Below are 22541 nucleotides of genomic sequence, written 5' to 3'. Positions count from 1 at the left end.
CCCGATAGGAAGCAACCCTTGTAGCTGGGCTTTCTTCCGGCAAACAGGCGCTTGTACCCGGCGGGCCCAATAAAATTCGAGCCTTTGGCGGGAGTTTTGCTTCGATGACGCGAAATTCTAAGGTTTCGGTCCCGCCCAACCGGTTGAATCCGCGGCAGTCACGCCAACAAGCAGGCGACGCCTCGATTGCGGCAATCAGCTACTCGATTACCACGCGCCCGCGCTCGCGACGGAGCGTCCGCAACATGTGCCGCGGCACGGCGTGTAGATAGCACGGCCCGATAACGTTGCCCGCCGCGCGCTTGGCTTCGTCGCTGCCGTTCGCAGTGGCATAAGCATGTTCAAATCTCTCGAGCATCACCAAATCGTTGCCGCCGTCACCGTATACGGCTACTTCGCTTTCGGCGTAGCCAAGATGCTCGGCGAGCCACGCGACGCTCGCGCCCTTGTTGACCCCGACCTGTGTGATTTCGAACATCACAGGGTTGAAGGGTGCATTAACCAGCGTATCGCTATGCTCGGCAAGATATGCTTTGAGCTCGCGTTCGAGCCCGTCGTCCGAAACACGGCAGTTGACCTTGCATATCTCGTGCGCGAGCACCTCGCCCATCGACTGGGAGAAACGGCGCTCCCCTCCGCCGCCGCGACGCTGACGCATGCCACGCATCACGATGCGTCGCACCAAACCGTCGCGGCGGAATCCCGCCTCATGGTCCTCGCGGGTGCCCGTGATATAAGAACCCTCTGGCGCCACGCAGTCGAAGCACACATGGGGAAATGAGCGCATGAGGTCTTCGAGCTCCGCCGGATCAAGCGGGAACGTCTTGATAATCTCCCCCGCACCATCGCGAATGATGGAGCCGTTTGACCCCACGGCTTCAATCGGCACGTCCTCGAAACCAAGGTCCCGGGCAGATATGACCGTGCGCCCCGTCGCGAGCACCAGATGCGCTCCGGTTGCCACGATGGCCCGCGCAGCGTCGAGGATGGTTCGGTCGACGTTGTGAAACGCGTTGAAAAGTGTGCCGTCGAGGTCGCTCGCGAAGAGCTTGATCATGGGTCCTCCTGGTTCAGCCACGTCGAGTGTGATACATGATACCGTCGCTATCACGTCGACCGAGCGCGCGAAGCCCCGGCCCGCATGGCAGGCGGACGGTGCCGGCAGCCAAACCGCTGCGACACACATACGCCATTCTCGCACGAATCGCTGAACAAGATGATGAGCGTTTTATAAGGCTTGGCGGACATTTTGGCAACCGGCGCCTTTTCGTTCCCGGCGCCTCGACCCTTATCTATCCCAGCGCGACATCCAGGACCATCATGACCACGAAGCCTACGATCACGCCGAGCGTGCCCACATTGGAATGCTCGCCCAGATGCGCCTCGGGAATGAGCTCCTCGACCACCACGTATATCATCGCGCCCGCGGCAAAGGCGAGAAGCCACGGCATGAAGGGGCTGATCCACCCCGCCGCCAAGACCACGAGGATGCCGAATACGGGTTCGACGATGCCGGAAAGGCTCCCCATGGCGAACGCCTTCATGCGGCTCATGCCCTCGCGACGCAACGGCAACGAGATGGCAGCGCCCTCGGGAAAGTTCTGCAGGCCTATGCCCAGCGCCAGCGCGAAGGCCATGCCCAGATACGCCTCTCCTGCTACCCCCTGCGCCTGCGAAGCCATGGCAAACAGCAGGCCAACGCTCATCCCTTCGGGAATGTTGTGGAGTGTCACAGCAGAAACCAAAAGCGTCGTGCGCTTCCAGCTGGTTTGGATGCCCTCGGGCTCATCGCTTTCCGCATGCAAATGCGGCAAGAGCGAATCGAGCGCTATAAGGAACGCGACTCCCAAGAGAAAACCGCCCGCGGCTGGAATCCAGCCGATCTGCCCCATCTCCTCCGCTTGCTCGATGGCGGGGTTCAAAAGCGACCATACGCTGGCGGCGATCATCACACCCGCGGCGAACCCGAGGAAGATGTGATGGGTGAGCTTGCCTTTCTCGGGGTCCTTGCCAGTGAAAAACACCACGGCCGAGCCCGCAGTGGTCATGAGCCATGTGAAACCGCAGCCAAACGCGGCCCAAGATAGCGCCTGCAACGTCGAAGCGTCAAACATATTCGGTCCTTTCGTCTTCACTCATCCTACCCGGTTTACACGAAAGAACCTATTCGGGCCCGCGGCGCTCCACAAGAATCCGCCAGGAAAATGCTGATTGATGGACACCGGGGACATCCCGCCCATCGAGATCTCAACTTATGGGCACTTCCTCGTGCGGCGGACGGGTACGGGCGAGCGGGGCGGAGGGAAAGGCGCAACTCAGGGGGCCGGCGGCCTCTCGATCGCGGCGCGGCTACCCAGACCCTCCGCCCCGAAGTGCCCAAAAGTTGCAATCCCAATCGCCCCGAAGAAGAAATCAGCGTTTCCCTAGGCTCCGAAGTATGCCGCGATCTGGGCCATGCGCTCGCTTTGAGCGACGCCGAAGGGGCACCGATGATCGCAGTGACCGCAACCGATGCACTCCCCTGCATGATGTTCCAAATTGCGATAATGCTCGGCCGCCAGCTCATCCCCCACACACGCCAAGTCGTAATACTTGTTGATCAGACCGATCTGGATGCCGGCCGGACAGGGCTGGCAATGGTTGCAATACACGCACCGCGCCTCGCGCGTTTGCGGGGCCATGGACGCGAGGACGGAATAGTCGCGCTCCTCGGGTGACGCCTCGAAGAAGGAGAGCAGATCGCGCAGGTCGGACACGCCGTGCACACCCGGCAGCACCGTGAGGACACCCGGCTTATCGAGTGCGTACTGAATGCATTGGAAGCGCGTGAGCGCCTGGCCGAACGGTGACTGCTCGGCATCGAGCAGCTGGCCGCCCGCAAACGGCTTCATTACCGCAACGCCCACGCCCGCGCGCTCGAACTCGCGGTATAGCAGCGCGCGGTCGGCGGCCTCGCCCTGACCATATTCGGACTCGTCGGTATAGTCGTACATGGGATTCAGGCTGAACATAGCGAGGTCGAAGGATCCCGTTGCGAGCAGCTCGCGCGCGATATGCGGGCTGTGCGTGGAAAACGCAAGGTGGCAAATGGTGCCGTCGGCTTTGCGTGCCTGAGCATAATCCCATATGCCGCCGTTCATCACGCGATCGAGATCGGCATCTTCGTCGATGCAGTGAATAAAGCCGAAGTCGGCGTAATCGGTGCCGATGGCTGCCAGGCGCTGCTCGAACTCCGCAATAGCGGGAACCGCCTTGGTCGTCCACCCATACGCTCCGCTTTCGTACAGCGCTCCGATATGCACCTGGATGTGCACCCGGTCGCGATGACGGCCGAGAACGTGCCCCATCGGATTACGCCTGGCTAATATCCATGCCGAAGAACTCATTGGAAAGCTCGGCGAGCGTGCCGCTCTCGCGCAGCGAGGCGATTGCGTCGTTCATGGCGCTGAGCAGGGATTCCGTAGCCGCCTCGCGGCGCAGCGGGAATGCCACATGGGTGGGTTCACTGTTCTCGGCAGCAATTTTGAGACCGGCCTCGGGATGCTGCTCCATGTAGTCGTAGAACACGACCTCGTCGTTCAGCGTGGCGTCGATGCGCCCTGCCTCGAGCAGTTCAATGGTCTGGTTGAAATCGTCAACGCCGGTATTGGTGGCGCCATAGCTCTCGGCGAGCGTTGCGTAGCTCGATCCCAGCGTGTTCGCCGTCGTCTTGCCGCTGAGGTCGTGCATACTCGCGATATCGGAGTCTTCCGTGGTGATGACCACGATCCGAATGTATGCGTACGGGTCGGTGAACGCGTACTTCTCCTCGCGCTCCGGGGTCACCGAAACACCGTTCGCCATGGTGTCGTAGCGCCCCGAATCGAGACCCGCAAGCAGGCCATCCCATTCGCCTTCTGCGAACTCGGCATCGACGCCCAGCTCTGCAGCGATGGCGCGCGCGACCTCGATGTCAAAGCCGGTGAGCTCCCCCGCCTCGTTGTGGAACGTCCAGGGGCTCCATGTGCCCTCGGTGGCAAACGTCATACTCCCGCGCTCTTGTATCTGTGCGAGCAGGTCGTCCGAAGCGGCCGCAGAGCCGGAGTCGCCGACGCCCATCGAGCCTGCACCATCACCGTCGCCGCTGCAGCCCGCAAGGCCGGCGAGCGCCGCAAGGGCACCTGCACCCACAATAACTTCCCGGCGGCTCAGGGCCTGTTCATTCATCGTGCTAACCATAGTGTGTCCTTTCCTTCTAAATCCCAGTGGTTCGTAGACACCGGGTGTCTACGATTCATGGTTCGCGGACACCGGGTGTCTACGATTCACCGAGTGTCTGCGAACCACGTACGGTGTCTAAAAACGCGCGGACGCGTTCGTTGGCCGGGTGGTCGAAGAACTCCCGCGCGGGCGCCTCGGCCTGAACCACGCCATGCTCCATAAACACCACGCGGTCCGCAACATTCCGCGCGAAGCCCATCTCGTGCGTCACGACCACCATGGTCATGCCGTCTTGGGCGAGGTCGCGCATGACGCCGAGCACCTCGACCGTCAGCTCTGGATCGAGCGCCGAAGTTGGCTCGTCGAAGTAGACAACTTTCGGGCTCGTCGCCATGGCGCGCGCGATGGCAACACGCTGCTGCTGACCGCCAGACAGCTGCACCGGGTAGGCATCGAGCCGGTCTGCCATGCCCACGCGTTCCAAGCACCTCACGGCGATCTCGCGTGCCTCGTCCTTAGGCATGCGGTGCGCCACCACGAGCCCCTCGGTCACATTGCCGAGTACCGTTCGGTTGCGAAAGAGGTTGTATGACTGGAAGACGAACGCCGTGTTACGCCGAATCTCGGCAGCCTCCTTCGCGGTAACACGGGCCAAATCGAAGTGGGCTCCATCGAGCGCAAGCTCGCCCGCATCGGCGTGCTCGAGCAGGTTTGCGCAACGCAACAGGGTCGTCTTGCCTGAACCCGAGGGCCCGAGGACGGCCACGACCTCGCCGCGCTCAACCGCCAGGTCGATGCCGTGAAGCACCTCCGCATCGCCAAACGCCTTGCACACCCCCGCGAGCTGCAGAATGGGCGCTGTCGTAGAAACCTCAGCCATGGTCCTACCCCCTCTCCATGCCGCGCCTCGCGAGCGCGCGCTCACCCCAACCCTGCAGCCACGTGAGCGCCGTGGAGAAGATCAGGTAGATAACACCGACTTCTAGATACAGCGGCAATGCCTCGTACGTGCGCGAAACGATGCGCTGCGTGGCCATGAGCATTTCGAGTACCGTGATGTTCGCAGCAAGCGAGGTATCTTTCACAAGCGAGATGAGCTCGTTGGAAAGCGGCGGGAACGCCGTGCGAAGTGCCTGCGGCAGCACGATGCGCCGCATAACCTGCAGGTAGGTCATTCCCACGCAGTACCCCGCCTCAAGCTGACCCGCTGGCACGCTCTCGAGCGCGCCGCGAATGGTTTCGGCGGAATACGCGCCCGTGTTGATGGAAAACACGATGATGGCCGAGGGCCACGGATCGAGCGTGATGCCAAGATCAGGCAGACCGTAAAACACCACGTAGAGCTGGATGAGGAGCGGCGTGCCGCGAATGATCCAGATGTAGAGACGTGCGAGCTGGCGCAACACGGGAATGCGCGCATACTGCACGAGCGCCACAACGACGGCGATTCCAAGCGCCAATACGAACGAGATGAGCGCCAACGGAATGGTTGCCGTGAGCCCTGGAATGAGAATCTGCACGAAGGAATCGGCCAAGATGCCCAGCACGCGATCAGACATGGTCCGCCCCTTCGCCGCCTCGGGCGCCCTGCGGCGCGGTCGGCTGCGCTGCTGGCCGCGCCACCGGCGGTGCATCAACGCGGCCCATGCGGTGCAGCACGTGATCGATCTCGTCGATGCTTCGCTGTTTGTTGTGCACGTCGTCGAGCAACTGCTGGCGTTGGTTTAGGAGCACGCGCTTCGCTTCGCGGAGGCGCCCTTCCTCGCACGCGCACGCCGCGCGCGCCGCCAGCGCGGCATCGCACTGCGCAGTCTCAAGGCAGCGGCCCAGATCATCTGACAACTCGCCCATTTCACCCTCTCCTTTCAGGGGTCATCCTAGGGCGCAGGACATAACATGTAAAATACTTATATTGCATTGGCTATTATTCGGTAAACGTATGATACTATCGACCAAGCGCATGCGGGCGCGCATCGCGGACAGGTGCATGCAGGGCACATCGCAGTCAGGTGCATACAAGCGCACGTCGGGCGCTATCGGCAAACGCGTGCAAGCGCACATCGAGCGTCGGCACCACCTCTTGAACGGAGGCCAACCAGTGGAACTTCGCGCCCTGAGCTACTTTCTCATGATTGCCCGCGAGGGGACCATCTCCGGAGCGGCCAACGTGCTCCACCTTTCACAGCCCACGCTCTCACGCCAGATGCAGGAACTCGAGCACGAGCTCGGATGCACGCTGTTCGAACGGGGCAAGCGACGGATCGAGCTCACCGAAGAGGGCATGCGCTTGAGGAGCCGTGCGGAGGAGATCGTCGACCTCGTCGACCGCACGGAGCGGGATTTTCGCACATCGCCCAACACGCTTGCCGGCGAGGTGCGCATCGGCGGCGGAGAGACCCCGGCCATGTCGCTCATCACCGATATCATTGCCGAGCTGCAAAGCGCCTATCCGCTCATGACATTCAGCCTGTACAGCGGCAACGCCGTGGACGTGAGCGAGCGCCTCGAGACCGGGCGCATCGACTTCGGTCTCTTCCTGGGCCCGACGGACCTGGGACGCTTCGAATCGCTCCCGCTACCTGCGCAAAACGCCTGGGGCGTGCTCATGCGCCAAGATGATCCGCTAGCGGCGCGCGAGCGAATCGCGCCCGAAGACCTCATAGGGAAGCCCATCATCCTATCCCAGCAAGCCGGAAACGAAATGAGCCGCTGGTTCAAACGCGACCTGGAAGATCTCGATGTCGTGGCGACGTACAACCTGCTGTACAACGCTGCCCTTCTCGCGCGCAGAGGCGTTGGATACGTGCTCGGCCTCGAGGGCATCGCCGCTACCTCCCCCACGAGCGAGCTCGCGTTCCGCCCGCTCGACCCTCCGCTCACCGCCGACGTTTCCATCGGATGGAAGCGCTACCAAAGCTTCTCCCCCGCCGCGAGCGTCTTCTTGCAGAGCATCCGCGAACGATGGGGATAGCGGCGCGCGTGAGGAGACTTCGGAGAGCTTCGTCGCGCGCGGCTCCCCTTTAGCCCCGCCGTGAGACGAATACGCGCCCTGCACTATAATCGCTGACAGGCACGAAGCATCGAACACCATCGACCGGAAGGCATCACATGGACGAACGGAAGCGCGCACGATTCCTGCGGTGCAACACACTTCTCGCCTGCCCGGTATGCCGCCTGCCGCTCGAGCTCCACGGCACCTCGCTTGCCTGTGAGGCGGGTCATCGCTTCGACCTTGCCCGCCAGGGATATGTGAACCTGCTGCGCGGGAGCAAGAAGCCCGCTCGGTATGACCGCGAGTCGTTTCACCTGCGGCGCACGGTGTTCGAAAACGGCCTCTACGAGCCGATCGCCGAGGCCCTGTGCCGTGAGGTAGCCTCCTTGGGAGAAACGGCACGTCGCGTGCCCCGTGTACTCGATGCCGGATGCGGCGAGGGCTACTTCGCCCGTACGGTGCGCGCGCGAACCGGAGCCGAGGTCTGCGCCTTTGACATCTCGAAGGATTCGGTGCAGCTTGCCGCCGGCCTCGATGCCGATGATGGCATCGCCTGGCTCGTCGCCGACCTCGCCGCGATCCCCATCCTCGACGGCAGCATCGATTGCGCGCTCGATGTGTTCTCGCCCGCCAATTATGATGAGCTCCGCCGCGTGCTCGCGCCCGGAGGCATTGTGATCAAAGTCGTCCCCACCACCCGGCACCTCCACGAGCTCCGCGAGCGCGCCGCGGGGCAGCTCGTCCACAGCTCGTACTCCAACCAGCGCGTACTCAATCATTTCTCCAGCTGTTGCACGCTCCGGAACCATTACACGGTCTCGAGCACGCATCCCATCAGTCCCGACGCGCTCGAAGCGCTCATCCATATGACGCCCCTGCTCTTCAACGTCGACACGGAGCGCATCGACTGGAGCGGGCTCACGCACGTGACCGTCGAGGCCGAGGTGCTCATAGGCACCTTCGAGTAACGCGGCTGCGGACGGCGGGCTACAGGGTGCCGGGGCAACCAGCTCGCCGGGTGGTTATACTTGATGCGGTCATGCGAGAAGGGAGGCGCACCGTGGCTACGCGCGTGCTGATCATCGAGGACGACGCCGACATCAACCAGATCGTCGCCACGCGCCTTGAGCGCGACGGCTACCTGTGTACGCAGGCGTTCTCGGGCAGCGAGGCGAAGCTGCTTCTCGAGCGGGGGCTGAAGGAGCGCGCCGAGGGAAAAGCCATGGGTGCGGCATTCCCCTTCGACCTCATCATCAGTGACCTCATGCTTCCGGGCACAACCGGCGAGGAGCTCGTGACGGCCATCCGCGAGAACGGCGCGGACGTGCCCGTTATCGTGATCTCGGCCCGCACCACCGCGGCGGACAAAATCGACCTGTTGCGCCTTGGCGCAGACGACTACCTCACCAAGCCCTTCGATCTCGACGAGCTTGCAGCACGCGTCGAGGTGCAGCTTCGCCACCGCGGCCATACCGTGGCAGCAAGCGGCGCCAAATCGACGCTGCGCTTCCGTGAATGGGAGCTCGACCACGAGGCGCGAACCTTCACCGCTGCCGGCACGCCCGTAGATCTCACCCGCATCGAGTTCAACATCGTTGAAATGCTCATGCGCCACCCGAGCCGTGTCTTCACCAAGCAGGAGCTCTTCGAGGGCGCATGGGGCGAGCCGTACGCAGCCGACGCGAACACGGTGAACGTCCACGTCTCGAACATCCGGACGAAGCTCAAGCCAACGGGCACCGCCGATTACATTAAGACCGTCTGGGGCATGGGCTTCAAGCTCGTCGGCTGAGGGACCGCCGACACTCCGTGGGTCATTTTGGGACGTGTTTCAAACGACTCATTTGGGTCATTTGAAACACGTCCCAAAATGACCCAAAATGACCGCGGCAACCCACTCCGCGCCCGGCGCGGGCAAAACGTGCAAAAACAGACATTCCCGTGCGGAGCAGCGGTCCGCGCCCGCACGATGCCCCGGCGCATTTTGAATCAGGCTTTAGACTTCCTTAAAGGTTGCTTCAAGGTTCATGAAGAATCGCCCTCCATACTTAATGCCAACAAACGGAAACCCAGAGATTGGAACCGCTATGAACGTCATCCAGATCAACGGCCTCACCAAGGCGTACGGCGGAACGCGCGCCGTCGATGGCCTCAACATGCGCGTGGGTCAGGGCGATATCTACGGCTTCGTGGGAAAGAACGGCGCGGGCAAATCCACCACCATGAAAATGATCGCCGGGCTCGTAACGCCCACATCCGGCAGCATCAAGCTCTTTGACGAGCAGCGCACGGACGGCGGGTTCTCGAGCGCCTTCTCGCGCATCGGAACGCTCATCGAGCAGCCGGGCCTGCTGCCGAATTTCTCGGCATTCGAGAACCTCATGATGAAGGCACTCTCCATCGGCGTTGTCAGGCCGCGCGAACAATGCGCCGAACTGCTGAAGCTCGTGGGACTTGAAGACGCCGGCGCGCGCAAGACGAAGAAGTTCTCCCTTGGCATGAAGCAGCGCCTGGGCCTCGCTCTCGCGCTCGTGGGCTCGCCCGACCTGCTACTCCTCGACGAGCCGTTTAACGGCATCGATCCGGAAGAAACCCGCGCGCTGCGCAGCGTGCTCATGCGCCTCAACCACGAACGCGGCGTGACCATGGTCATCTCGAGCCACGTGCTCGACCAGCTCAACCGCATGGCAACGCGCTTCGGCGTCATCCGAGAAGGCAGCATGGTGCGCGAGTTTACCGAGGAAGAGCTGCATGCCGCCTGCGGGAGCTCGGTGCGCGTGAAGACCACCGACCCCGCGCGCAGCCTCGCCATCCTCGAGGAGCATCTGGCGGGAGCGACGTTCCGCGTTGAGCCGGACCAGGGCATCGTGGTCGCCGGAGCGGGTGGGACGCGCCACGCGGCCGCGGCGTTTGGCGGCGCAGCGGGCGACGCGTCGGCGAGCGGTGCGCCCCGGGCAGAGGAGATTTCCCGCGTGCTCTCCGCCGCCAATCAAACGATTGTCGAGCTCAGCGTGCTCGAACGCGACATCGAAGAGTATTTTGTGGAACTCATGGGAGGAACAGACAACGCCGCCCTCCCCACCATCGAACCACGGAGGTAGGCCATGGGAGGCCTCATCCTCGACACCATCCTCATCGGCGCCATCGCGTATCTGCTTTCCTCGGGGCGCCGGCGCTAGCAGGCAAGACGTGCTCGAAACGCCGCCGCTAGCAGGCAAGGCTCCTCCGAAACGTTAGGGTGCCGCCGCTTACGGCCCCGAACGTATCCGAGGCAAGAACACCGCCACAGACACCCCTCTCGCAAGAACTCTTGAAAGGAACTCCCATGCTGAACCTGCTCAAAGCCGACCTCTACCGCATCACCCGCGTCCACGGCCTGCGCGGAGCCCTCTGGCAGTACCTCGGATTCTGCCTGGCAGTATATGCCTTGCTGTTCGGTTCGTTCCTCATGTTCGATCCATCCGGCGATATGATTCGCAGCTTCACGGTATTCTCTGCCCCAAGCACTATGCTTGGCTCCATGCTCGGCAGCCTCATACCGCTGTTCGTCTGCTTTTTCGTGGTTGAACACTGCCTCGCCGACTTCAAGGAGGGCTTCGTGCGCAGCCTCCTGCCTGCCCGCACCGGGCGCCTCTCCTATTTTGCGGAGCGCATCGTGTTCGCCGGCGTCGTAACGGCCATCGTGTTCGCCTCGCTGAGCCTCATCACCCTTGCGCTGGGAGCCGTATTCGGCATGCGCTTCGAGACGATGGATGACCCGCTGGCCTTCATCGCGTGGACGGCCGCATCGTGCATGAACGTCTGGGCGCTTGCCGTGCTCTCGCTCATCCTCGTCTACGCTACGCGTATCGTCCCCATGAGCTACATCGGCTCGTTCATGCTCTGCAGCGCGATCGTTCCCGAGACGCTTTCGCTTGCATCCGGCCTCATCCAGGCGTATGCGCCCGGACTCATGGGCGTTGCCGATGTGCTCAGCGAGCTTGTGTGCTGGATACCCTCCAACTTGACCAACTGGCTTTTCGCTGGTGGCGCATCGTCGATGGCCGCGGGCTGGGGCGCACTCGGCGCCGCGCTGCCGGGCACGGGCCTCACGCAAGCGATCGTCGCACCCGTGCTGTGGATCGCCGCTGCCAGTGCCCTCATCCTCGCCATCGGCCGCAAGCGCGACATCTAACCTGCAACATGATTCGCCCGTGGTTCGCCGGCACCGGGTGTTGGCGAACCACTTGCCCCGTGGGTGGTTCGTGGACACCGGGTGTTGGCGTTTCATCTGACGCGTAGACACCGGGTGTTGGCGAACCATTCCGGGCGCCACGCTACAATCGTGAACGAGGTATCAGACGTCCAACGTAGGAAAGGAGTGCCATGCTCGCCGCCGCCCTGCTCGTGCTCGGCATCGCTCTAGGTGCCCTCATCACCATGGCGACCTACGCCACCGAGCTCCGACGCATCGCCCGGTTCCTGCAAACGCGCGAACCGCGCAGCAACGCCCGTGCCACCACCGCGGTGGGCGTGCCCGGCATCCGCGACCTCGCCGACGCCGTGAACACCGAGCTCGACCGCTCCTCACGGGAGCGAGTCGACGCGCAGCGTCACCAAGATGAGTTCCAGCGCGACCTCTCGGCCCTCTCGCATGACATTCGCACGCCGCTCACCGGCGCCAAAGGGTATCTCCAGCTTGCCTACGACGAGACCGATGCCAGCACTCGCCAGCTCCACCTTGCGGCCGCGACCTCCCGCATCGATAGCACGACGGCTTTGCTCGACGAGCTCTTCGCCTATACCAAGTCCACCGACCCCGACCTCACGCTCAACATGCAGCCCGTTGCGCTTCGCCCGCTTATCGAACGCGTGCTGGTAGGCCATTATCCCGAATTCGAGAAGCGAGGTTGGGAACCGGAGCTCTGCATGCCGGACGAAGCCCCGGGGCGAGACCTCGTCGTCCTGGCCGATCCCGATGCCCTCGCCCGTATCCTGGAGAATCTCGTTACCAACGCCGTGCGCCACGGCTCGGGCGCGCCGAGAGTCCTCGTGCAGCTCACGGACCAGAAAGAGACCGCCGTCACGGTCGAGAACCCGGTAGCGAGCACGGCCAACATCGATACTGCGCGGCTCTTCGACCGCTTCTACCAGGCCGACTCCGCCCGTCACGCCGCCGGAAGCGGCCTTGGGCTCGCCGTCTCGGCCAACCTTGCCCATGCCATGGGCATGGAGCTCACTGCGCACCTGAGCGATGCCGCGGCACGCTCGCTGTCCATCACCCTCACTTGCCCCAGGTAGCATCGGCCCTCCACATTTTTCGCCCGCGCCGTTCGCAGAGCGTTCACACATCCCTCAGCGGAATGTGAGAAACTAAATGTTCTCGAAACGACCAGAGGGGGCGTTTCGCATCGGACGGTACGGAGCGCGCGCGTCATGCTTCTCGAACACATCGCATCACCACGGGACGTGAAGGCACTCGATGCCACGGCGCTCCCCCAGCTATGCGACGAAGTTCGCCGCGCCATCCTCGAAAACGCAGCTGCTGTTGGCGGCCACCTCGCCCCCAATCTCGGAGTCGTTGAGCTCACCGTCGCGCTGCACCGCGTCTTCGATTCGCCGCGCGACAAGATCATCTTTGACGTTTCGCATCAGAGCTATGCCCACAAGGTGCTTACCGGGCGTGCTGCGGCGTTCACCGACCCCGCGCATTACGGCGAGGTCTCCGGGTTCTCCAATCCGCACGAGTCAGAGCACGATTTCTTCTCGATGGGCCACACCTCGACCTCCATCAGCTTGGCGTGCGGCTTGGCCAAGGCGCGCGACCTTGCCGGCGAGCGCTACGATGTCGTTGCCGTAATTGGCGACGGCTCGCTCTCGGGCGGGCTCGCATTTGAGGGGCTCGACAACGCCGCCGTTTTGAACAGCGGCATCGTTATCGTGGTTAATGATAACGACCAGTCGATCGCCGAAAACCATGGCGGAATCTACGGCTGCCTGGCGCGCCTGCGCACCTCGGGCGGAACTGCCTCGAACAACATCTTCCGCGCGATGGGGTTCGATTATCGCTACCTCGAAGAGGGCAACGATGTTGGTTCCCTGGTCGAGGCGCTCGAAGCGCTTCGCGGCATCGACCATCCCGTGGTACTGCACGTCCACACCACCAAAGGTGCCGGCTATGATCCCGCGGAGCGTGCGCCCGAGGTTTGGCACCATGTTGGCTCCTTCGACATCGAATCGGGCCGCAAGCATACGCTCATCTCGGGCGATGTCCCGGAGGGCACCTATGCCGATATCACCGGCGCACACCTGCTCGAGGCCATGAAGCGCAACCCGCGCGTTGTTGGCGTGACGGCGGGCATGCCCTATGTCATGGGCTTCACCCAGGAGCGCCGCGCCCAAGCCGGGCAGCAGTTCGTGGACGTCGGCATCGCCGAGGAGCATGCGGTTACGTTCATCACGTCGCTCGCCGCGGCGGGCGCCTCGCCGGTGTTCGGCGTGTATGGCGCATTCCTGCAGCGCTCTTATGACGAGCTCTGGCACGATCTCTGCCTCAACTGTGCTCCGGCTACCATTCTCGACATCGGCGCGTCGGTCTTCGGCGCTTCAGCCGAAACGCATCTCAACTATTTTGACCTCGCCATGCTGGGGAGCTTGCCCAACCTGCGCGTGTTCGCCCCAACCTGCGTCGAGGAATACCTGCTTATGCTCGACTGGTCGCTTGGCCAGCGCGAGCTGCCCGTCGTGATTCGCGTGCCGGGGACCAAACCCGTTTCGCGCCCCGACCTTGTGGCCGATCTTGACGATGCGCCCGATTTCTCCAAGCCGACATACCGTGTCGTGAAGCATGGCCAGGATGTTGCCGTACTCGCCTTGGGCGATTTCTTCGAGCTTGGCGAACGGGTCGTAGCTGCCCTTGCTGAGCATGGGATCCAAGCCACACTCGTCAACCCGCGCTTCGCCTCGGAATTTGACGAGGAGCTCATTTCTTCCCTGCCCGATCGGCACCGCGTTGTTGTCACGCTGGAAGACGGCGTCCTCGCCGGCGGATGGGGCGAAAAGATCGCCCGACGCCTGAGCGACCGTGACGTGCGCGTTCGCTGCTACGGCATCGATAACCACTTCCACGACCGCTTCGACCCTCGCAAGCTGCTTGAGCAGAACGGCGTCACCGTCGAGGGAATCGTCCGCGACATCACCAGCTTGCTGTAAGGTCATTTTGAGTCATTTTGGTCATTTTGGGACGGGTCCGTTTTGACTCATCCGCACCCCGCCGGTCATTTTGGGACGGGTCCGTTTTGACTCATCGCGGAGGCCCCGGCTCATCGCGGCTGTTCTGGTCGCCCGTGCTTGCCCCGGCCCATCACAGAAACTTCCGCCGCACGCGTGACGCCCCCGCCCCATAACGCGAACAAGAAACCGCCGCCAGGACGTTTGATCCCGACGGCGGTTTTCAGATAGCGACAGAATGAGTCAAAACGGACCCGTCCCAAAATGGCCAAACGGACCCGTCCCAAAATGACTCAGTCGAATTCGCGCAGCGCCTCCGAAAGCAGCGCCAAGCCACGACGAAGCGTCTCCTCAGATGCGCAGTAGCCCAAACGCGCGCCGCAGGGCAGCTCGAACCGGCTACCCGGCACCAACAGCACGCCGCGCTCGCGCAGGAGCTTCAGGCAGAACTCCTCGTCGTCCATAGGGATATCGAACTGGATGTACGACGTAGACACCCCCTTGGGCGAAACCCAGCGCACGCGCGGCTCCTCATCCACCCAAGCCTGCGCAATGTCTCGGTTGCCTAAAACGATAGCGCGGTTACGCTCCATAATCCGCTCGCGATTACGCAGCACATGGACCGCCAAAGCGTCGTTGAACACACCTCCGCAAATGAGCGTGTAGTCGCGGTACGTGCGAATCCGGTCCGCCACCTCGGCATTCGACACCGTCCAGCCAATGCGCGCGGCCGGCACCGAGTACGTCTTGGAAATACTGTTCGTCACCACGGCGCGGTCGTACAGATCGGCCATGGAAACAAATGAATCCGTATCCTCCAGCGGCAGATACACCTCGTCCGAAAGCACATAAGCGCCCACCGAACGCGCAATCTCGACAATTCGCTCAAGCGTCTCGCGCGAGAGCACGGTGCCGAGCGGATTTGACGCGTTGTTAATGCAGATGAGCTTGGTATTCGGCCTCACGAGCCGCTCGAGCTCGGCAATATCCGGCTGCCAGCCAAGCTCCTCCTGAATATGCCAGTACTCCACATCCGCCCCGAGCGTGCGGGGAATCTCGTACAGCGGCTGGTAGGTTGGATACTCCGCGATCACGTGGTCGCCCGGTTCCACGAGCGTCATAAGGGCGAGAAGGTTCGCGCCGGTAGCGCCATTCGTCTGCAAGATGTTCTCAGGCTCGACGTTTTCGTAAAGCTTCGCCACCTCCGCTTTGAAGTCGGGCGAGCCCTCGATCCAGCCGTAGTTCATCTTTTCCCGGCCAAGCTGCTCGTAAAAACCGGCGCCATCCGTGCCGTCGAGTCGCAAGATCTCGTCCATGGTGAGCGACGCGATGGTCGACTGGGCAATATCCACCGTCGCGTTCTTCTCGTAAACGTTGAGCCAGTCCTCCACGCCGATGGTTGCAATCTTCATCTTCAATCCTTTCTAGCAGCCCAATTGCGTTGATTGCAGTGGTTACAAGCTGATGATTCCCATGCCGAGCAGCACGAGCGAGAGCACGCCCAAAGCGGTGACCACCACGATGCCCACCTTATCGATGCGGCCCAGGCCCTCTCCCTGGTCCTTACGCGCCTTAGCGTAAACCACGAACCCGGGGATGTAGCCCACGCAGGTGAGCAACAGGAACGACCAGCCGTTAAAGAGCACGCCGACCACCAGGAACACCGACGCCACCAAACCTATGGCAAGCTGGCCCGCCTCATGACGTTCGCCAGAAAGCTTGACCTGGTACATCGCCGCGAGCGCCCAGGTGATGACGATCGAGACCGTGCACATGGAATAGGCGAAGTCGTAGGCATCGGCCGAAAGCAGCAACAGCAGCATGAACGCCTGGGTGCAGCCTCCCACCACAACAAGGCTCATCTGCGGAGCGCCCTTCTTGTTCAGGGCACCCCACGAAGCGGGGAGCAGCTTCGCCTCCGCCATCTCGGACGTCGTCTCGGCCGGAAGCATCGTGAAGGAAAGCCAGGAGCCAAGGATCGAGATGATGATGGCAATCGAGATGAACGCGCCACCCCAGCCCGGCGCCATGTCCTCGAAGACATAGAGCATTGCAGGGTAATCGAGCATGGCAATCTCGCTATACGGCATGTAGCCATACGGCAGCACGGAGCAACCGATGTAGACGGCAAGCAGGCAAACGAGGCCGATGACCGTCGCCTTGCCCACATCGCTCTTGCGCGCGGCGCGCGACGACATAACCGAAGCGCCTTCGACGCCCACGAACACCCACATCATGATGATGAGGCAGTTGATGATCTGCTGGGGCACATCCCCCAGCGCAACCGCATCTGCGCCGGCCGAACCCGCAGCGACCGCGTTGTTATAGACCGTTCCCCAGAAATCAGCAGTAAACACCCCCGCGTTGAACATGAACACCGAGAAGATGATGAACACGGCAAGCGAAGCCACCTTGCACACCATCACGACCGCGTTGAGCACCGAGGCGCTCTCTACACCGCGAATGACGAAATAGGTGAGCAGCCACATGACCACCGACGCGATGGCGATGCAGGGCACCGTATTTCCCGGAAGGAACGCTGGGAAGAAGTAACCGAGCGTGGACATCATCATCGTTGCGAAGGCAACGTTGCCGAGCCATGCGGAAAGCCAGTAGCCCCAGCCGGAGATGAAACCGGCAAAAGGTCCGAAACCCTCTTGCGCATACGAGAAAATACCCGGAAGATCGGGACGACGAGCCCCAAGGTTATTGAGCGAGAGCGCCAGAGCCAAAAAGCCCACGCCTACGATGAGCCATGCGATGAGCGCCGCTCCGGGCGAAGCGACCTGCGACAACTGGCCGGTGATGGCGAACGCGCCCGATCCGATACACGAGCTCACCACCATACCGATAAGGCCGAAAAGCCCAATGCCCTTGCGCCCGACTTCCTGTTTAACAGTAGCTTCTTCCATAGATATCGCCCCTCCCTGGACTTCCGGCGCGCTTCATGCGCCCCTATCGACCAAGCTGCTCGGCACGGCCCACAGATCAGGTTTTGCAGAACAGCCCTTACAGCCAACGAGGCGAGAAGGCAATGAGGAAGCGCTAACCCCATACAGCCGGCACGGCACCGCGCCTTCCGCCTCAGCACGAATCTACGGCGAGATGGATGCATGCGGAAAGGGCTAAGCAAGATGTAGCAAGGGACGTAATTGAGTTCTAGCTTTGCGCAGAAGGGCCCTAAACCCGCAATAAACCGCAGGTATATCGGCAAAGACTCATTATCTCCGCCCAGCCTCCACGCCCGACCGCTCGCAGAGAACACGGCCATCTTGCATGAAAAGTTCTCTATGATGAATAACCTGAGCGGCATAGCCACGCGTGGCGTTGACGTGCCGGCAGGCATCGCGCTTCAAAGCATCTAGGGGGGGTGCAGCTATGGACTTCGTCGTTCTCCATTTCACGCTCTTCGTGCTGCTCGCCTCCATCCTGACGTCTGCCGTGTGCCTCTCGGCGTACTTGGTATCACGCCGACAGCTCTTCCTGCTGGGCGCCGTGGGATTCTTTTTCTACTTCTTCGACGTTGCCTGGGTTTTCCAAGACAACATCGTCGGCTTCGGACATATGTGGCACGACCAGCTCTATATCGCGGTGCGCTCGATCGCCACCATCGTCTCCGGCGTCGGCTTCATGTCAACGTTCTGGCTCGTTATCTGCGAATACCTCGGGCATAGCAGCTTGAAGATGCGAGTCATCCCGTGCCTGGTGTTCACCGCGGTGAGCATCATCGCCCTCATCGTTCCGTTGCCGGAAGACGACAACCTGGCGCGGTTCATCTTCTATACGCCGCGTGCGGTTTTCCTTGCTTGGATGCTGTTGTATACAGGAGCACGCTACGTCTTTACTCGCGACGATTTCGAGCGAAAGCGCATCGCGCGCGCCAAATGGATCTATCTCGTGCTCTGGGCGCTCGGAGCCGGCATGGTCATCGAAGACGCCGCGTTTTTCCTGGGCCCGAATCCCACGGGCTTCATCATGGATTTGCGCGCCGTCGCGCCCGAGCGCAATTACTCGGAGAACGCTCTCATGCTCTGCTGCATGCTCGTTGCGTGCCGCAGCGCGCTCATAAGCCTTTCGCTGAGGTTCGAAAACCCTCCGCAGCGACAAACGGAGCAACAGGAAGACTTTGTAGAGGCGCATCTGCCGCTTTACGCCAAGCGCCACAAGCTTTCTCCGCGCGAGCAAGAAGTACTGCGCATGGTATTGGGCGGCATGGACAACCAGAACATCGCTTCGGCCCTCTCGCTTTCGCTCAGCACGGTTAAGGTGCACATTCACAACATCCTGCGCAAAACCGGATGCCGCGATCGGCAAGAGCTTCGGCAGGACTATTGGACAGATGCGTAAACCATTTTGAGTCATTTTGGGACGGGTCCGTTTTGACTCATCCGCACCCCCGCCGGTCATATTGGGACGGGTCCGTTTTGACTCAGGACAGGGCAACCTTGGCTCATTGCACTGCACCTCCCCTATAAGGCGCGCCGCCCACATTCCAATATGGCTGCGTCAAAACAACCCCGTCCCAATATGACTCACTCGGAGTACACTTAACGCATGCATCACTCCGGGGAAGGGGATCATCATGACACTTCGAATTGGCTTGCTCACCAGTGGCGGCGATTGCCAGGCTCTCAACGCCACCATGCGCGGCATCGTCAAGACGCTCATCAACAAGAGCTCTGAGCCCGTCGAGATCTACGGTTTTGAGGACGGCTACCAGGGCATGATCTATCGGCGCTATCGCAAGATGGATGCCCACGACTTCAGCGGCATCCTCACGCGCGGCGGCACCATCCTGGGAACGAGCCGCACGCCGTTCAAGCGCATCGACACGCCCGAGGCCGACGGCGTGGAGAAGGTTCCCGCCATGAAGCAGACCTATCACGACCTCAACCTCGATTGCCTCTTCATGCTGGGCGGCAACGGCTCCACCAAGACGGCAAACCGCCTATCGCAGGAGGGCCTCAACGTTATCGCACTGCCCAAGACCATCGACAACGACACCTGGGGAACCGAGATGACGTTCGGTTTCACGAGCGCCGTGGAGATCGCCACCAAGTGCATCGACGACATTCACACCACCGCGAGCTCACATGGCCGCGTATTCGTGATCGAGATCATGGGCCACAAGGTTGGCTGGATCCCGCTGTACGCGGGCGTTGCCGGCGGTGCAGACGTAATCTTGATTCCCGAGATTCCGTACAGCATGGACAACGTGATCAAGACCATCGAAAAGCGCATGGAAACGGGCAGCCGTTTCACCATCATCGCGGTGGCGGAGGGCGCCATCTCCAAAGAGGACGCCGCGCTGTCCAAGAAGGAATATAAGAAGAAGGTAGCGGCTCGCACGAGCCCGTCGATCGTGTACGACATCGCTAAGGAGATTGAGTCGAAGACCGGACGCGAGACCCGCGTTGCCATCCCCGGCCATACCCAGCGCGGCGGCATCCCCGATGCTCAGGACCGCATCTTCGCCACGCAGTGCGGCGTGGAGGCGGCGCTCGGCTGCCTCGAAGGCGAGTTCGGCTTCATGGTCGCGCAGCGCGATCGCCACATGTGCCGCGTGCCCCTTGAAGATGTTGCCGGCAAGCTTAAGTACGTCGACCCCGAAAGCGATCTCGTGCGCGAGGCAAAAGCGCTCGGCATCAGCTTCGGCGACGAGTAAGCGACGCACATCGCGTACTGCGACCTCGTCTCGCGCGGCCGCAGTACGCCCGCTCTGCTTTGCAGCGCGCGCCGCACACCGCGCCGACGCTACGCGCCCGCCACGCCCTGCGTCTAAAAATCGCCCTGTCACAGAGTAGGCATTCGCCAAATTTCACTCTGCGACAGGGCATTTTTGCTGAACGAGCCCTCCAAACAAGGTTCGTTCCACTTTTGGGAACTTCTTTTCTACAAACCGTGGCCACAGCTCGTTCGTACTAACAAAACCGCAGGATTCGTTTCACGTGGTAAACGAATACTCCAGGCATTTGAAAAAGATATTCCCAATAGTGGAACGAACTCTGCAAGAGCACCTCCAACCGCCACATTTCAAGTTCGAAAGCGCCCGAATAGCCCGGCGCAACCCTCGCGAGGACCAACCTAACGCGTCTCTTGACTTGGAGTTCGCTTCAAGCACTATGGTGTACAGTGAGCGAACAGAAGGAGAACCACCATGCGCATTGCGGAAGTTTCCAAAAAGTACGACATCAGCGCGGACACCCTGCGCTATTACGAGCGCATCGGGCTCCTTGAGCACGTACGACGCAACGAGAGCGGCATCCGCGATTACAGCGAGGCGGATTGCGCGCGCATCCAGTTCATCAAGTGCATGCGCGGCGCCAACGTATCCATCGAGGCGCTCATCGAGTACATGCAGCTCTTTGCCGAGGGCGACTCCACCGTCGCCGCACGCAAGGCGCTCCTTGAAGAGCAGCGCGATCTCGTGCAGGAACGCATCAACGAGATGCAAGCGGGCCTCGATCGCCTCAACTATAAGATTGAGAACTACGACAGCATCATTCGCAAGGCGGAGCAAGGGCTCGAGAACTAGAAAGCTCATCCCGGCACGGCGAGCCAGCTAGGCAGCTTCGCGATCCGACGTCGAAGCTCATCCCGGCACGGAAAGCCGGTCGGGCAGCTCCGCAGGCCGAACCAGCCGGGCAGTTCCGCAGGCCGGCGACGTCTCCCAGCCGCATCGCCCCAGCACCAGAATGACCAGGGCTGCGCAGTCCCGGCCAGCACCGCCCGCATGCCAGAACAGCCAAAGCCGGCTAGAGCCCAACCGCCTTCACGATAAGCGCAATAAGCCGGTCGATGGGCATGCGCTCGGCTGGATCGGTCATCATCCAAGCGATAATGGCGCTCAGCACGCCGCTCGTGTAGAACTCACGTACAAGGTAGCGCTCCTCCTCGGAAAGGTTACGCGCCGGCAGGATGAACCGGTCGAGCAGCGGGGCGATGATGACCTTAAGCCGCGCCGAAAACGACGGATCGCTCGTAAGCAGTTTCGGCATGTAGGTCGCAAATCGCTGGGCAAGCTCAAGGATGAACCCCATATGGTGCGTAAAGTCCAGCGTCTCCTCCCCTAGGAGGCGATCGTTGACCAGCTGCCGGACCTGGCCCAAAATGCTCTCTTCAAGCTGGTCGAACAAATCGTACACGTCGCGATAATACAGGTAGAACGTCGCACGGTTGTAGCCCGCGCGATCCGTAATCTCCCGTATGGTGATCTTCTCAATTGGTTTTTCGAGGTAAAGATCCCAGAACGCCTGCATAAGATTCGCCCGCGTCTGTTCGGTCACCTGCGGCTGCTTTCTCATGGCGGCCCCCATCGCTCGACAATTCGTTTCCATGTGTCGAACATTCCTCGCCTTCCCCCTACGCCGCCACTATACTACATTTAGACAACATGCTGTCGAGTAATATCGCAGCACGACATAGCTAGGCGGACCCATGGCATACATCGAGTTCAACGACGTCGTTAAAACATACGGCGCAGGCGAGTCGCAGATCAACGCGCTTGATGGCGCGAACTTCACCGTCGAGCGCGGCGAGCTTGCCGTCATTCTCGGCGCATCCGGCGCTGGCAAAACCACGGCGCTCAACATCTTGGGCGGTATGGACACAGCCACGTCGGGAACGGTCATGGTCGACGGGCGCAACATCACCCATGCAACCGAACGCGAGCTCGTGGAGTACCGCCGCACCGACGTGGGCTTCGTGTTCCAGTTCTACAACCTTGTCCCCAACCTCACCGCGCTCGAAAACGTCGAGCTCGCGGCACAGGTGTGCGCCAACGCCCTCGATGCCGAGGAATCCCTCTGCAAGGTGGGCCTCGCCAAGCGCCTGGGCAACTTCCCCGCCCAGCTTTCGGGCGGCGAGCAGCAGCGCGTCTCCATCGCTCGCGCTATCGCCAAGGCCCCCAAGCTCCTGCTCTGCGACGAGCCCACGGGCGCCCTCGACTACCAAACAGGCAAGCAGATCTTGCAGCTCCTCCAAGATACCTGTCGGCGCGATGGCATCACCGTCATCATCATCACGCACAACTCTGCCCTCGCCCCCATGGCCGACCGCCTCATTCGCTTCAAGAGTGGCCGCGTGACCGACATGAAGCTCAATCCGAACCCAACGCCCATCGAGCGCATCGAGTGGTAGG

Annotated in this window: 21 protein-coding genes; 11 read left to right on the top strand and 10 right to left on the bottom strand. The window is 61.7% G+C overall.

From position 1 onward, the window contains the following. Positions 1 to 199: 199 nt before the first annotated feature. The 7 genes from HGEM_RS01535 to HGEM_RS01500 form a co-directional block, all read right to left on the bottom strand. Positions 200 to 1057, bottom strand: coding sequence for an HAD family hydrolase (locus HGEM_RS01535; protein WP_019127639.1), 858 nt, complete (start codon positions 1055 to 1057; stop codon positions 200 to 202). A gap of 235 nt (positions 1058 to 1292) precedes the next feature. Then, a complete protein-coding gene (locus HGEM_RS01530; RefSeq protein ID WP_019127638.1) occupies positions 1293 to 2114 on the bottom strand; it encodes a ZIP family metal transporter in 822 nt (273 codons plus the stop codon). 309 nt (positions 2115 to 2423) lie between these two features. Further along, positions 2424 to 3347 (bottom strand): 4Fe-4S dicluster domain-containing protein, encoded by a 924-nt coding sequence (locus HGEM_RS01520; RefSeq protein ID WP_019127636.1) that lies wholly within the window; start codon positions 3345 to 3347, stop codon positions 2424 to 2426. A 4-nt stretch (positions 3348 to 3351) separates the two neighbouring features. Next, positions 3352 to 4218: a transporter substrate-binding domain-containing protein gene (locus HGEM_RS01515; protein ID WP_019127635.1), complete on the bottom strand. Its 867-nt coding sequence runs from the start codon at positions 4216 to 4218 to the stop codon at positions 3352 to 3354. Between the two features lie 79 nt (positions 4219 to 4297). Then, positions 4298 to 5080 (bottom strand): amino acid ABC transporter ATP-binding protein, encoded by a 783-nt coding sequence (locus HGEM_RS01510; RefSeq protein ID WP_019127634.1) that lies wholly within the window; start codon positions 5078 to 5080, stop codon positions 4298 to 4300. A gap of 4 nt (positions 5081 to 5084) precedes the next feature. Continuing rightward, the gene (locus HGEM_RS01505; RefSeq protein ID WP_019127633.1) at positions 5085 to 5759 is read right to left on the bottom strand and encodes an amino acid ABC transporter permease; all 675 of its coding nucleotides are present in this window, start codon (positions 5757 to 5759) and stop codon (positions 5085 to 5087) included. Next, positions 5752 to 6051, bottom strand: a complete 300-nt coding sequence (locus HGEM_RS01500) for a hypothetical protein (RefSeq protein WP_019127632.1) — start codon at positions 6049 to 6051, stop codon at positions 5752 to 5754. The genes HGEM_RS01505 and HGEM_RS01500 overlap by 8 nt, the downstream gene beginning before the upstream one ends. A 247-nt stretch (positions 6052 to 6298) precedes the next feature. Here HGEM_RS01500 and HGEM_RS01495 point away from each other — a divergent pair, with 247 nt between their 5' ends. The 7 genes from HGEM_RS01495 to HGEM_RS01465 all read left to right on the top strand — a co-directional run bounded on the left by HGEM_RS01495 (position 6299) and on the right by HGEM_RS01465 (position 14383). Further along, entirely contained in the window at positions 6299 to 7171 is an 873-nt protein-coding gene (locus HGEM_RS01495) for a LysR family transcriptional regulator (protein WP_019127631.1), read from the top strand. A gap of 137 nt (positions 7172 to 7308) precedes the next feature. Then, entirely contained in the window at positions 7309 to 8160 is an 852-nt protein-coding gene (locus tag HGEM_RS01490) for a putative RNA methyltransferase (protein ID WP_019127630.1), read from the top strand. Positions 8161 to 8252: 92 nt separating this feature from the next. Continuing rightward, positions 8253 to 8984 (top strand): response regulator transcription factor, encoded by a 732-nt coding sequence (locus tag HGEM_RS01485; protein WP_019127629.1) that lies wholly within the window; start codon positions 8253 to 8255, stop codon positions 8982 to 8984. Positions 8985 to 9279: 295 nt separating this feature from the next. Next, positions 9280 to 10293, top strand: a complete 1014-nt coding sequence (locus HGEM_RS01480) for an ABC transporter ATP-binding protein (protein WP_019127628.1) — start codon at positions 9280 to 9282, stop codon at positions 10291 to 10293. A 224-nt stretch (positions 10294 to 10517) separates the two neighbouring features. Further along, positions 10518 to 11366, top strand: coding sequence for a hypothetical protein (locus tag HGEM_RS01475; RefSeq protein ID WP_019127627.1), 849 nt, complete (start codon positions 10518 to 10520; stop codon positions 11364 to 11366). A gap of 191 nt (positions 11367 to 11557) precedes the next feature. After that, positions 11558 to 12472 carry a sensor histidine kinase gene (locus tag HGEM_RS01470; RefSeq protein ID WP_019127626.1) on the top strand — a complete coding sequence of 305 codons (915 nt, stop codon included), beginning with the start codon at positions 11558 to 11560 and terminating at the stop codon, positions 12470 to 12472. Between the two features lie 135 nt (positions 12473 to 12607). Then, on the top strand, positions 12608 to 14383 hold the full coding sequence (locus tag HGEM_RS01465; RefSeq protein WP_019127625.1) for a 1-deoxy-D-xylulose-5-phosphate synthase: 1776 nt from the start codon (positions 12608 to 12610) through the stop codon (positions 14381 to 14383). A gap of 311 nt (positions 14384 to 14694) precedes the next feature. Here HGEM_RS01465 and HGEM_RS01460 read toward each other — a convergent pair whose 3' ends face one another. Together HGEM_RS01460 and HGEM_RS01455 are read right to left on the bottom strand one after the other, a co-directional pair. Next, positions 14695 to 15813: an aminotransferase gene (locus HGEM_RS01460; RefSeq protein WP_019127624.1), complete on the bottom strand. Its 1119-nt coding sequence runs from the start codon at positions 15811 to 15813 to the stop codon at positions 14695 to 14697. Between the two features lie 42 nt (positions 15814 to 15855). Then, positions 15856 to 17313, bottom strand: coding sequence for a basic amino acid/polyamine antiporter (locus HGEM_RS01455; protein WP_019127623.1), 1458 nt, complete (start codon positions 17311 to 17313; stop codon positions 15856 to 15858). 466 nt (positions 17314 to 17779) lie between these two features. On the opposite strand from HGEM_RS01455, the gene HGEM_RS01445 reads away from it, so the two are divergent. From HGEM_RS01445 to HGEM_RS01435, 3 genes are all read left to right on the top strand, one after another. Beyond that, positions 17780 to 18748: a helix-turn-helix transcriptional regulator gene (locus HGEM_RS01445; RefSeq protein ID WP_019127621.1), complete on the top strand. Its 969-nt coding sequence runs from the start codon at positions 17780 to 17782 to the stop codon at positions 18746 to 18748. A gap of 235 nt (positions 18749 to 18983) precedes the next feature. Further along, on the top strand, positions 18984 to 20066 hold the full coding sequence (locus HGEM_RS01440; protein WP_019127620.1) for a 6-phosphofructokinase: 1083 nt from the start codon (positions 18984 to 18986) through the stop codon (positions 20064 to 20066). Positions 20067 to 20558: 492 nt separating this feature from the next. Beyond that, positions 20559 to 20936 (top strand): MerR family transcriptional regulator, encoded by a 378-nt coding sequence (locus HGEM_RS01435; RefSeq protein WP_019127619.1) that lies wholly within the window; start codon positions 20559 to 20561, stop codon positions 20934 to 20936. 220 nt (positions 20937 to 21156) lie between these two features. On the opposite strand, the gene HGEM_RS01430 is transcribed toward HGEM_RS01435, so the two are convergent. Further along, positions 21157 to 21705 carry a TetR/AcrR family transcriptional regulator gene (locus HGEM_RS01430; RefSeq protein WP_035100934.1) on the bottom strand — a complete coding sequence of 183 codons (549 nt, stop codon included), beginning with the start codon at positions 21703 to 21705 and terminating at the stop codon, positions 21157 to 21159. 133 nt (positions 21706 to 21838) lie between these two features. On the opposite strand from HGEM_RS01430, the gene HGEM_RS01425 reads away from it, so the two are divergent. Beyond that, positions 21839 to 22540, top strand: a complete 702-nt coding sequence (locus HGEM_RS01425) for an ABC transporter ATP-binding protein (protein WP_019127617.1) — start codon at positions 21839 to 21841, stop codon at positions 22538 to 22540. Position 22541 lies beyond the last annotated feature (1 nt).

Origin of the sequence: Enorma massiliensis phI (assembly GCF_000311845.1) — a bacterium.
Taxonomy (GTDB): domain Bacteria; phylum Actinomycetota; class Coriobacteriia; order Coriobacteriales; family Coriobacteriaceae; genus Enorma; species Enorma massiliensis.
This window is presented reverse-complemented; position numbering and strand designations above follow the sequence as displayed.

Excerpts from the sequence above, each read along its gene's own strand:
- HGEM_RS01535 (WP_019127639.1), bottom strand. The coding sequence starts at position 1,057 with ATGATCAAGCTCTTCGCGAGCGACCTCGACGGCACACTTTTCAACGCG.
- HGEM_RS01530 (WP_019127638.1), bottom strand. The coding sequence starts at position 2,114 with ATGTTTGACGCTTCGACGTTGCAGGCGCTATCTTGGGCCGCGTTTGGC.
- HGEM_RS01520 (WP_019127636.1), bottom strand. The coding sequence starts at position 3,347 with ATGGGGCACGTTCTCGGCCGTCATCGCGACCGGGTGCACATCCAGGTG.
- HGEM_RS01515 (WP_019127635.1), bottom strand. The coding sequence starts at position 4,218 with ATGGTTAGCACGATGAATGAACAGGCCCTGAGCCGCCGGGAAGTTATT.
- HGEM_RS01510 (WP_019127634.1), bottom strand. The coding sequence starts at position 5,080 with ATGGCTGAGGTTTCTACGACAGCGCCCATTCTGCAGCTCGCGGGGGTG.
- HGEM_RS01505 (WP_019127633.1), bottom strand. The coding sequence starts at position 5,759 with ATGTCTGATCGCGTGCTGGGCATCTTGGCCGATTCCTTCGTGCAGATT.
- HGEM_RS01500 (WP_019127632.1), bottom strand. The coding sequence starts at position 6,051 with ATGGGCGAGTTGTCAGATGATCTGGGCCGCTGCCTTGAGACTGCGCAG.
- HGEM_RS01490 (WP_019127630.1), top strand. The coding sequence starts at position 7,309 with ATGGACGAACGGAAGCGCGCACGATTCCTGCGGTGCAACACACTTCTC.
- HGEM_RS01480 (WP_019127628.1), top strand. The coding sequence starts at position 9,280 with ATGAACGTCATCCAGATCAACGGCCTCACCAAGGCGTACGGCGGAACG.
- HGEM_RS01475 (WP_019127627.1), top strand. The coding sequence starts at position 10,518 with ATGCTGAACCTGCTCAAAGCCGACCTCTACCGCATCACCCGCGTCCAC.
- HGEM_RS01470 (WP_019127626.1), top strand. The coding sequence starts at position 11,558 with ATGCTCGCCGCCGCCCTGCTCGTGCTCGGCATCGCTCTAGGTGCCCTC.
- HGEM_RS01465 (WP_019127625.1), top strand. The coding sequence starts at position 12,608 with ATGCTTCTCGAACACATCGCATCACCACGGGACGTGAAGGCACTCGAT.
- HGEM_RS01460 (WP_019127624.1), bottom strand. The coding sequence starts at position 15,813 with ATGAAGATTGCAACCATCGGCGTGGAGGACTGGCTCAACGTTTACGAG.
- HGEM_RS01455 (WP_019127623.1), bottom strand. The coding sequence starts at position 17,313 with ATGGAAGAAGCTACTGTTAAACAGGAAGTCGGGCGCAAGGGCATTGGG.
- HGEM_RS01445 (WP_019127621.1), top strand. The coding sequence starts at position 17,780 with ATGGACTTCGTCGTTCTCCATTTCACGCTCTTCGTGCTGCTCGCCTCC.
- HGEM_RS01440 (WP_019127620.1), top strand. The coding sequence starts at position 18,984 with ATGACACTTCGAATTGGCTTGCTCACCAGTGGCGGCGATTGCCAGGCT.
- HGEM_RS01435 (WP_019127619.1), top strand. The coding sequence starts at position 20,559 with ATGCGCATTGCGGAAGTTTCCAAAAAGTACGACATCAGCGCGGACACC.
- HGEM_RS01430 (WP_035100934.1), bottom strand. The coding sequence starts at position 21,705 with ATGAGAAAGCAGCCGCAGGTGACCGAACAGACGCGGGCGAATCTTATG.
- HGEM_RS01425 (WP_019127617.1), top strand. The coding sequence starts at position 21,839 with ATGGCATACATCGAGTTCAACGACGTCGTTAAAACATACGGCGCAGGC.